This is a genomic window from Kribbella sp., assembly GCF_035655035.1.
In the GTDB taxonomy this organism is placed as follows: Bacteria; Actinomycetota; Actinomycetes; order Propionibacteriales; family Kribbellaceae; genus Kribbella.
Genome location: NZ_DASRVN010000382.1, coordinates 1 through 5,865 on the forward strand (window position 1 = coordinate 1; position 5,865 = coordinate 5,865).

The window sequence follows — 5,865 nt, forward strand, 5'->3', positions numbered from 1 at the left end:
AGTTCGAGGAGGCGCTGGTCGACCTGGCGGACCATTTCGTCGGTGTGTTCGACGGTGGGGACGATGTGGGTGGTGATGCCCCAGACCACGCTCAGCCAGGAGCTGACCGACGGGACCGGGGTGAAGGCCAGCAGCGGGACCTCGGTGCGGTAGCGGGCCAGGCGCAGCGCGGTGTCACCGGACTGGGTGAAGGCGATCAGGTACTTCGCGTCCAGCCGCTCGGCGACGTCGGCGGCCGCGCGGGCGATCACGCCGCCCTTGGTCTTCGGCTCCCACTCGATCTCCTGGACCCGGCCGAGGCCGTGCTCCTCGGTGGACTCCACGATCCGGGCCATCGTCTTGACGGTCTCGATCGGGAACCGGCCGACGCTGGTCTCGCCGGACAGCATCACCGCGTCGGCGCCGTCGAGTACGGCGTTCGCGACGTCGGACGCCTCGGCCCGGGTCGGCCGCGGCGCGGAGATCATCGACTCCAGCATCTGGGTGGCGACGATCACCGGCTTCGCGTTCAGCCGGGCCTGGTCGATGATCAGCTTCTGGACCAGCGGGACCTCCTCGAGCGGGAGCTCCACGCCGAGGTCGCCGCGGGCCACCATGAACCCGTCGAAGGCCTCGATGATCTCGTCCAGGTTGGCGACCGCCTGCGGCTTCTCGATCTTCGCGACGACCGGGAGCCGCAGCCCCTCCTCGTCCATGATCTTGTGCACCAGCTGGATGTCGGCGGCGTCGCGCACGAACGACAGCGCGATCATGTCGGCCGGCAGGTGCAGCGCCCAGCGCAGGTCCTCGGCGTCCTTCTCGGACAGCGCCGGCACGCTGACCGACACGCCCGGCAGGTTGATGCCCTTGTGGTTGGAGACCGGCCCGCCGACGGTGACCCGGCAGATCACGTCGGTCTCGGTGACCTCCTCGGCGACCAGCGCGATCCGGCCGTCGTCGATGAGCAGCTGGTCACCGGGGTTCACGTCGCCCGGCAGGCCGTCGTACGTCGTCCCGCAGATGGTCTGGTCGCCCGGCACCTCCCGGGTGGTGATGGTGAAGCGCTCGCCGTAGGTCAGCGTGGCCTTCCCCTCGGCGAACTCCGCGAGCCGGATCTTCGGGCCCTGCAGGTCGACGAGGATCCCGACGTTGCTCCCGGCCTCCGCAGCGGCGGTACGGATCCGCTGGTAGATGCGCTCGTGCTCGGCGTGGGCGCCGTGGCTCAGGTTGAGCCTGGCGACGTCCATACCGGCTTGGACGAGTTCCTGGATGCGCTCCGGGGCGGCCGTAGCCGGGCCGAGCGTACAAACGATCTTTGCGCGACGCACGTCACAAAACCCTACTCCTGCAAACCACTGCCCCCGCTGGTCCACCCCCCTTACTGGACAGTTAACGTCCGGCGAACTCCTCCGCCGAACGCTGAATCGTCAAGAGGACAACGGGGTGTAGGCCCCGACGGTGAGCTCGCCGCCGGTCGTGGCGGTGACCGTCTGAAGGCCGACCGGCTCGCCTTTCAGGTAGGTGATCAGCGTCATCTCACCCGGCAGGCGCAACGCGTACCCGAGGGCGAACGAGTACGCCGCTCCCCCGGTCGTCCCGTTCGTGTACGTCGTCACCGCCCGCCCGTCGACGACCTTCGTCTCCGGCCCGACCTGGTGGTGCAGGTGCCCGGACAACAGCAAGGTGGCGCACCCCCGCGCGGCGGTGTCCGCGAGCGACACCGGGTCGTGGACGACGAAGGTCGAGATGCGCTTGTCCGGCGGCTGCGCGCACGCGATGTCGGCGAGCCGCTTGGACTGCTGCTCGACCGTCTCCTTGCCGGGGATGTTCCCGGTGCCCAGGCCGGTCTTGGTCGGATCGCTGTCACCGAGGAACCGGATCCCCTCGACCTCCACGGGCTTGCTGTCCAGCACGGTGAAACCGCTCTTGCGCATCTGGTCCACGATGTACCCGCCGGCGTCGTGGTTGCCGGCCACCGCGACCACCGTGAAGTCCTTGAAGTGCTGGCGCAGCGAGTTGATGCTGAACGCTTCCCAGGACTGCCCGCCCGACGTGTCGTCGCCGGCATCGATCATCAGCTTCGCCCCGGCGGCCTTGGCGACCGCGGCGGCGACCGGGTCCATTCCGATGTTGTCGTGCCGGTCGTTGAGCTGGATCGCGACCGTCTCGTCCTTGCCCGGCTGGTGGATCTGTCCCTTGACCCCACCGACCTTGTCCTTGAGCCGGCCGTAGAACTGGGTCGACCGCTGGTACGTCTCGACGGCCGTCTTGACGAACCCGACGCCGCCGGTGGTGGAGAATCCGGCCGCCACCTCGACCCCCTGCAACTGCTGGTCCAGATCGAGTTCGGGGAGCAGGGTCGCGAGCGGTGTCCACTGGGTCGGCGGCACCTCGACGCCGCGGATCCGGCCCGGGCCGATGATCGAGGCGACGGTGATCAGCAGCGCGACCAGGACGACGACCGCGCGGTGCTCGACCCGGCGCTCGTGCCGGTGCACGAGGTGCCACAGCTCGCGCCGGCGCCGTACGCCGATCATCGTCCACAGCGTCGCGACCAGTACGACGACCAGGAACCCGGTGCCCGCACCGGCGAGCGCGTCGTCGACCGCCATCTGCTGGACGGCCTGCTGGATCCGCGCGATCTCACCTTCGGGCTGGGCGGCGATCAGCGCGTCGCGGTTGATCAGGTCGGTGAGGTTGGAGGCGTTCGTCTCCTGGACGTCGATGTTGACGCCGAGTCCGAGCGGCTCGTTGCTGGGCATCCGCAGCCGCGGCAGCACCGCGCCGAGGTCGAGGGTGGCGTGCCTGTCGAACGTCGGTGACACGGTCGCCGCGTGGGCGCCGATCGTGATCCGCTGCGAGTCGTTCGCGAACACGAGCAGGCCGACGACGATCGAGGTCATCGCGAAGAGCACGCTCAACGCGGCCCAGGGAGCGATCGCCCGGAGCCGCGTTTTCGTCATCAGTCGCCTGACCACGGCCCCCAACCTACCGAGAAGCCTCACCTCAGGCACGGCGAACCGCGCCGGTCACCCGAAGTGAGGCGTTGATCTCAGACTGCGAGCGGACGCGCGGTCGGCAGGATCGGGGTCGGCAGGGTCGACGAGCCGGTGAGGTGGGCGTCCACGCCGCCGGCGCAGGAGCGGCCCTCGGCGATCGCCCAGACGATCAGCGACTGGCCCCGACCGGCGTCGCCGCAGACGAACACACCGTCGACCGACGTCTGGTACTGCTTGTCCCGGCGAACGTTGCCGCGCTCGTCCAGCTCCACGCCGAGCTGCTCGAGGAAGCCCTCGCGCTCCGGGCCGAGGAAGCCCATCGCCAGCAGCACGAGCTGCGCCGGGATGGTCCGCTCGGTCCCCTCGACCGGGTTGAACCGGCCCTCGGAGAACTCGACCTCGACCAGCTTCAGGCCCGCTACGTTGCCTGCGGCATCGGCCTCGAAGTTCACCGTGGAGACGGCGTACACCCGGTCGCCGCCCTCCTCGTGGGCGGAGGCGACCCGGTAGATCATCGGGTACGTCGGCCAGGGCTGCCCCGCCGGGCGCTCGTCCGACGGCCGCGGCATGATCTCCAGCTGGGTCACCGACCGGGCACCCTGACGGTGCGCCGTACCGAGGCAGTCGGCGCCGGTGTCGCCGCCGCCGATGATCACCACATCCTTGCCGGTGGCAACGATCTGGTCCTCGACGGTCTGCCCGAGCGCGGCCCGGTTGGCCTGCGGCAGGTACTCCATCGCCTGGTGGATCCCGCCGTACTCACGGCCCGGTACGGGCAGGTCGCGGGCGGCGGTGGAGCCGGTCGCGATCACGACCGCGTCGTACCGCTGCTTGAGCTGGGTGCCGGTCACGTCCACGCCGACGTTGACGCCGGAGCGGAAGACCGTACCCTCCTCCTTCATCTGCTGGATCCGGCGGTCGACCTGCTCCTTCTCCATCTTGAACTCGGGAATGCCGTAGCGCAGCAGGCCGCCGGGCTTGTCGGCGCGCTCGTACACCGCGACCGTGTGCCCCGCGCGGGTCAACTGCTGGGCGGCGGCCAGGCCGGCCGGGCCGGACCCGACGACCGCGATCGTCTTGCCGGTCAGCCACTCCGGCGGCTGCGGCTTGACGTCACCGGTCTCCCAGGCCTTGTCGATGATCGCGACCTCGACGTTCTTGATCGTCACCGGGTCCTGGTTGATGCCGAGGACGCAGGAGGTCTCGCACGGCGCCGGGCACAGCCGCCCGGTGAACTCCGGGAAGTTGTTGGTCGCGTGCAGCCGCTCGATCGCGCTCGACCAGTCGTCGCGCCAGACCAGGTCGTTCCACTCCGGGATCAGGTTGCCCAGCGGGCAGCCGCTGTGGCAGAACGGGATCCCGCAGTCCATGCAGCGGCCGGCCTGCTTGGTGATGATCGGCAGCAGCGCCTTGCCGGGCCCGCCGGGGTAGACCTCTTTCCAGTCCTGCTTGCGTTCCTCCACCGGCCGCCGGTCGGCGACCTCGCGCGGGGTGGTCAGGAATCCCTTGGGGTCAGCCATCAGATGGCCTCCATCATCGCTCGCGTGGTGGCGTCCTCGTCCAGCCCGTCGCGCTCGGCGGCCGCCTTGGCCGCCAGCACCCGGGCGTAGTCGCGGGGCATCACCGTGGTGAACCTGGCGGCAGCGGCGGGCCAGTCGGCGAGCAGCTTGGCGGCCCGTTCCGATCCGGTCTCCTCGAAGTGCCTGCGGACCAGGTCGTGCAGCAGTTCGGACTCGTCGGTGGTGACCGGGTGCAGATCCACCAGTTCCGGGTTCACCAGCGCGGGGTCCAGGTCGAGTACGTGGGCCACGCCGCCCGACATACCCGCCGCGAAGTTCCGGCCGACGGCGCCGAGTACGACGACGCGCCCGCCGGTCATGTACTCGCAGGCGTGGTCGCCGACCGCTTCGACGACCGCGGTGGCGCCGGAGTTCCGGACGCAGAACCGCTGCCCCGCGCCGCCGCTGATGAACAGCTCACCGGACGTCGCGCCGTACGCGATCACGTTGCCGGCGATGATCTGGTCGGCGGCGTCGAACCGGGCCCGGCGGTCCGGCCGGATCACGACCCGGCCGCCGGACAGGCCCTTGCCGACGTAGTCGTTGGCGTCACCCTCGAGCCGCAGGGTGACCCCGCGCGGCACGAACGCGGCGAACGAGTTGCCGGCCGACCCGGTGAAGGTCAGGTCGATGGTCCCGTCCGCGAGCCCGGCGGCCTGGTACCGCTTGGTGATCTCGTGGCCGAGCATCGTGCCGACGGTCCGGTTCACGTTCCGGATCGGGACCTGTGCCCGGACCGGCTCGCCGTTGTCCAGAGCCGGCTGACAGATCCGGATCAGCTCGTTGTCGAGCGCCTTGTCCAGCCCGTGGTTCTGCGCGACGGTCTGGTGCAACGACGCGCCCTCGGGCAGCGCCGGCACGTGCAGGATCGGCGACAGGTCGAGCCCGTCGGCCTTCCAGTGGTCGACCGCGCGCTCGATGTCCAGTACTTCGGCATGCCCGATCGCCTCGTCCAGCGTCCGGAAGCCGAGCTCGGCCAGGTACTCGCGGACCTCCTCGGCGATGAACTCGAAGAAGTTCACCACGAACTCGGGCTTGCCGGAGAACCGCTCCCGGAGCACCGGGTTCTGGGTGGCGACGCCGACCGGGCAGGTGTCCAGGTGGCAGACGCGCATCATGATGCAGCCCGACACTACCAGCGGAGCGGTCGCGAAACCGTACTCCTCGGCGCCGAGCAGCGCCGCGATCACGACGTCCCGCCCGGTCTTCAGCTGGCCGTCGGTCTGGACCACGATCCGGTCCCGCAACCCGTTCAGCAGCAGGGTCTGCTGGGTCTCGGCGAGGCCGAGCTCCCACGGACCGCCCGCGTGCTTCAGCGAGGTCAGCGG

At 70.1% G+C, this 5,865-nt stretch carries 4 protein-coding genes; all 4 read right to left on the bottom strand.

All coding sequences use genetic code 11. The annotated features are described in order from the left end of the window. Window positions 1-1,307 (bottom strand): pyruvate kinase (gene pyk / locus VFF46_RS21470; RefSeq protein ID WP_325038963.1); only part of this gene is annotated, 1,307 nt, incomplete at its 3' end. A 99-nt stretch (window positions 1,308-1,406) separates the two neighbouring features. Beyond that, window positions 1,407-2,942 carry a metallophosphoesterase family protein gene (locus tag VFF46_RS21475; protein ID WP_325038964.1) on the bottom strand — a complete coding sequence of 512 codons (1,536 nt, stop codon included), beginning with the start codon at window positions 2,940-2,942 and terminating at the stop codon, window positions 1,407-1,409. Between the two features lie 89 nt (window positions 2,943-3,031). Beyond that, window positions 3,032-4,498 carry a glutamate synthase subunit beta gene (locus tag VFF46_RS21480; protein WP_325038965.1) on the bottom strand — a complete coding sequence of 489 codons (1,467 nt, stop codon included), beginning with the start codon at window positions 4,496-4,498 and terminating at the stop codon, window positions 3,032-3,034. Next, on the bottom strand, window positions 4,498-5,865 hold a 1,368-nt coding region (locus VFF46_RS21485), incomplete at its 5' end, for a glutamate synthase-related protein (RefSeq protein ID WP_325038966.1). The genes VFF46_RS21480 and VFF46_RS21485, both read right to left, overlap by 1 nt.